This window comes from Sphingorhabdus sp. (genome assembly GCF_023910635.1).
GTDB lineage: Bacteria > Pseudomonadota > Alphaproteobacteria > Sphingomonadales > Sphingomonadaceae > Sphingorhabdus_B.
In genome coordinates this window covers 1-3,345 of the sequence record NZ_JAAVVZ010000055.1, presented here as the reverse complement: position 1 = coordinate 3,345, position 3,345 = coordinate 1, and the positions used below count along the sequence as shown (strand labels likewise).

The window sequence follows — 3,345 nt, the reverse complement described above, 5'->3', positions numbered from 1 at the left end:
TATGCCCATGCCGCCAATGTGCGTTACGGCAAAGGCAGCGGTCATCGGGCGCAGCTCAATTTTGGCGATCTCTTCGCCTATGCGCTGGCCAAATCACGCGACATTCCGTTGCTGTTCAAAGGGCATGATTTTGCCCATACCGATATCATGTCGGCGGTGTGACATGACAAAAACGCTATCGCCTGCGCAAATCAGCGAGATCGTCGAAATGGCGCTGTCCGACCATATCAGCTTCGCCCAGATTTCGGCGCAGCATGGGGTCACGCCCGACGAGATCAAAGTCCTCATGCGCACCCAATTAAAGCCCGGAAGCTATCGCGCGTGGCGCAAACGTGTCCGCGATTTCGGGGACCGGCGGGCGCATTATAAATGACGGTTAGGGTGACATAAACTTGGCTGGTTCAATATTGCGAACGGAACAGGGAATGGTTGTTATTGGGTGGAGGGTGGGCGTCCGGTTTTGGGCAAGATCGCCCGAAAGCTGCCCTTGCGCCGGTGTCACAACCGTTCGGTTTTGATGCACGTGGGAATGCCGCAAATTCATAATTGGCTTGGGCGGCCAAACTATTAGAGCAAATCGGCAGCAACATTCCCTTGAAACTCAAGAATATCCCCCGGCTGACAATCGAGCGCGGAACAGATCGCTGCTAGGGTCTTGAAACGCATGCCCTGGACCTTACCCGATTTGAGCAGGGACAGGTTTTGCTCTGAGATGCCGATCAGCGCCGCCAACTCCTTGGAACGCATCTTGCGGCGCGCCAGCATCACATCCAGCCGAACGATGATTTCCTGTTCAGACAAAAGACTTATTCTCGGTATCGACCCGACGCAGCTCGCGCACGATCAGTACGAAGAGACACAGGAATATTGTTCCAACCACTTTATACAAAACGTCCTGCGAAAGATCGATCCCCCAACGGTACGGGGGCGCGACATCGGTCAGGAAAGCAGCAAAGACATACAGGGCGCGGGCAACGATCGAGAGCAAGGTGCCAAGGAACGCTGCGAGGCATAGCCTGAGCAACCGGCGCTCGAACCCGGCGCTCGTCATTTCGCCGCGCCCGAGTGCACCGAATAGGCCGAACATCGTCAGAAAAACCCAGATCGACATGGACAGGTCCATTGCCAAGACCACGCCGAAGGCAGCCCAGGTCTCATTACTGATCGACGCTGGCAAGCTAGGCACCAGGCCGCGAATATAATGTCCCATCATTATGCGGTCGGACCCTATCGAAATCACGAACATCAGCCGGGATGCTACGCCAGCAAGGCAGATGAACTGAGCGATACGCGCGAGCCGCACTGCGCGTTGGCTGGTCCGGGACGGTCCGTGCATCATCAAAATGGCCCTTGCAGGTTATATAATTAATGTAATACATGAATAATTGGATGTTCAAGAACGATTCGCTATCAGAAAAGATAGCATAAGTAAAATCTTTGAAACGAGGGAGGTTTGAATGACTAGATTTGCTATTGCGCTTGCTTTGGTAGCGGCGACGCACACCCCGGCTTATGCCAGTGGCGAAGGCAGGGCCGAAGCTCGTGCCGGCATTGCATCGGCAGGCGGTACCTCTGAAACGTTTGCGGGCATCGGTGGCGGGTATGATTTCGACTTGGGCGACAGGGTATTTGTCGGCGTCGACCTTGGCGCCGACAAGGTTCTTGCGCGTGATACCGACGTGTTTGTTAGCGTTGGTGGCCGCGTTGGGGCAAAAGTCGGTGACAAAGGACGTATCTATGCCAGTGGCGGCATGGGGTTCTGCTGCGGTGGCAGCGATCCTTACATCGGCGCTGGATATCAGCATCGACTTAATCCCAAGGTCTATGGCAAGATCGAGTATCGAAAAGCCTTGTCCGGCTTCGGGCCAAACGTCGACTTTGTTGGGATTGGCTTGGGTGTAACATTTTAACGATTGGTGCGCTTTGCGTGCTCTAACCAGAGGCTGGTTGCCGTGCGAAATACTCTCATCCTACTCAGCGCGGCCTTGGCCTTTACAAGCGCCCCGGTGCGAGCGTCAGACGACGAATTCGTCGTCGAACCCAATGCTGTTGTAACCGCCAGTATAAACGGCCGCCCCGCCCGAATGCTGTTTCGCGGGGTGGGCAGCAGCGTTCCCATTCTGAACCCACAGAGTGCCAACACCTTCGATATCAAACCGGCTTTCATCCGCTCGGGCATCAGCTTCCAGATAGGGCCGGTTCGGGTGAATGGCAGGAATGGCGTGGCCAGGTACGACATCGGTGGGCGCAAGCAGAAGCGTCGGGTCGGTTGGTTCGAACGCGAGATCGCTCCGGGATATGACGGACTGTTGGGGCCCATGGCGATCGCCCATCCCGTCGTGACCATGCGCCTGCGTGCTCAGCGGCCGGGGGAGCAGGTGGTGACACTCGGGCTTTCAACGTTCGGCTATCTAGGAGGCGGCGTCGTTTTGCGATCAAGCCCACTTACTATTCTGCAATTCGACCCGATCAGCCCGACGACCATCGCCAATGCGCCTTTTGCGAACGAGTTAGCCGGACCGCTGCGCGCCTTTTTTGTCGGCGAAGTGCGTCCGAGGCTGATCGCGCTCGGTGTCTCGCGTCCGGTCCGCACGCTTCAATTTGGAACGCCGCTTTCATTTGGCGCATTCAAGATAGCCCAAACGGATGTGAGGATGCAGGACTGGGGACGTACCGACACTATTCCAGACGTGGCCCCTGATCCGGACGAGATCATCGTCTCTGCCCTCGACAAGAATGACAAAAGACTGCGATTCATAATCGCAGGCGCTGACGCCCTAAGCAATTGTTCGAGCATCACGTACGATAAGCCCAAGCGACAGATTAGGCTGAGCTGTTTGCCCAGCTAGAGGTTATGCAAACAATTTTTAACGAGCCTTTCATTACCGCAAGTTTAAAAACCAGTCGGTTTTGCCACCGCCGACCGGTCGACGCTTTTCTGCGCGGTTGCGCGTGTCAGAAGCGGGCGTCGCAATGTCCGCTTTAGAGAAAAGTTCATTACAAGCCAAACGGCAGAAAGCTTGTCGTCTCCGGAACGTCAGCTTTTTTGACGACCGCGTAAAAAGCTGTCATCTGAAAAGTCTTCGGAATACACAATGACTTTTCATCACCCCATCAGGACACAAGGAAATCAATGGCAAACCTCACCCTCTACGGCATCCCAAATTGCGACACTGTCAAAAAGGCACGCGCGTATCTTGAGGCGCGCGGGCTTGGCTATCAGTTCCATGACTATAAAAAAGCGGGCGTTACGGCAGCCGACTTGGAACGGTGGAGCGAGGTTGTTGGTTGGGAAAGGCTGCTCAACAAGGCGGGCACTACGTTTAAGAAGCTGCCCGATGCCGA

General features: G+C 55.4%; 7 protein-coding genes. 5 read left to right on the top strand and 2 right to left on the bottom strand.

Going from position 1 to position 3,345, the window contains the following annotated elements:
• Together HEQ34_RS13980 and HEQ34_RS13975 are read left to right on the top strand one after the other, a co-directional pair.
• Window positions 1–162: type II toxin-antitoxin system VapC family toxin (locus tag HEQ34_RS13980; protein ID WP_296201511.1), on the top strand; the 162-nt coding region annotated here is incomplete at its 5' end.
• A 1-nt stretch (window position 163) separates the two neighbouring features.
• Window positions 164–373 (top strand): DUF2805 domain-containing protein, encoded by a 210-nt coding sequence (locus HEQ34_RS13975; protein ID WP_296201506.1) that lies wholly within the window; start codon window positions 164–166, stop codon window positions 371–373.
• A gap of 194 nt (window positions 374–567) precedes the next feature.
• On the opposite strand, the gene HEQ34_RS13970 is transcribed toward HEQ34_RS13975, so the two are convergent.
• Window positions 568–765: a helix-turn-helix transcriptional regulator gene (locus HEQ34_RS13970; RefSeq protein WP_296201508.1), complete on the bottom strand. Its 198-nt coding sequence runs from the start codon at window positions 763–765 to the stop codon at window positions 568–570.
• 28 nt (window positions 766–793) lie between these two features.
• Window positions 794–1,339 carry a hypothetical protein gene (locus HEQ34_RS13965; protein ID WP_296201504.1) on the bottom strand — a complete coding sequence of 182 codons (546 nt, stop codon included), beginning with the start codon at window positions 1,337–1,339 and terminating at the stop codon, window positions 794–796.
• A gap of 118 nt (window positions 1,340–1,457) precedes the next feature.
• Here HEQ34_RS13965 and HEQ34_RS13960 point away from each other — a divergent pair, with 118 nt between their 5' ends.
• The 3 genes from HEQ34_RS13960 to HEQ34_RS13950 all read left to right on the top strand — a co-directional run.
• Window positions 1,458–1,910 carry an outer membrane beta-barrel protein gene (locus HEQ34_RS13960; RefSeq protein WP_296201502.1) on the top strand — a complete coding sequence of 151 codons (453 nt, stop codon included), beginning with the start codon at window positions 1,458–1,460 and terminating at the stop codon, window positions 1,908–1,910.
• Window positions 1,911–1,985: 75 nt separating this feature from the next.
• Window positions 1,986–2,849 carry a hypothetical protein gene (locus tag HEQ34_RS13955; protein WP_296201500.1) on the top strand — a complete coding sequence of 288 codons (864 nt, stop codon included), beginning with the start codon at window positions 1,986–1,988 and terminating at the stop codon, window positions 2,847–2,849.
• Between the two features lie 284 nt (window positions 2,850–3,133).
• Window positions 3,134–3,345 (top strand): ArsC/Spx/MgsR family protein (locus tag HEQ34_RS13950; RefSeq protein WP_366934876.1); only part of this gene is annotated, 212 nt, incomplete at its 3' end.

Bases quoted from the DNA above. Each gene is read 5' to 3' on its own strand.
- HEQ34_RS13975 (WP_296201506.1), top strand. From the start codon at position 164: ATGACAAAAACGCTATCGCCTGCGCAAATCAGCGAGATCGTCGAAATG.
- HEQ34_RS13970 (WP_296201508.1), bottom strand. From the start codon at position 765: ATGCTGGCGCGCCGCAAGATGCGTTCCAAGGAGTTGGCGGCGCTGATC.
- HEQ34_RS13965 (WP_296201504.1), bottom strand. From the start codon at position 1,339: ATGATGCACGGACCGTCCCGGACCAGCCAACGCGCAGTGCGGCTCGCG.
- HEQ34_RS13960 (WP_296201502.1), top strand. From the start codon at position 1,458: ATGACTAGATTTGCTATTGCGCTTGCTTTGGTAGCGGCGACGCACACC.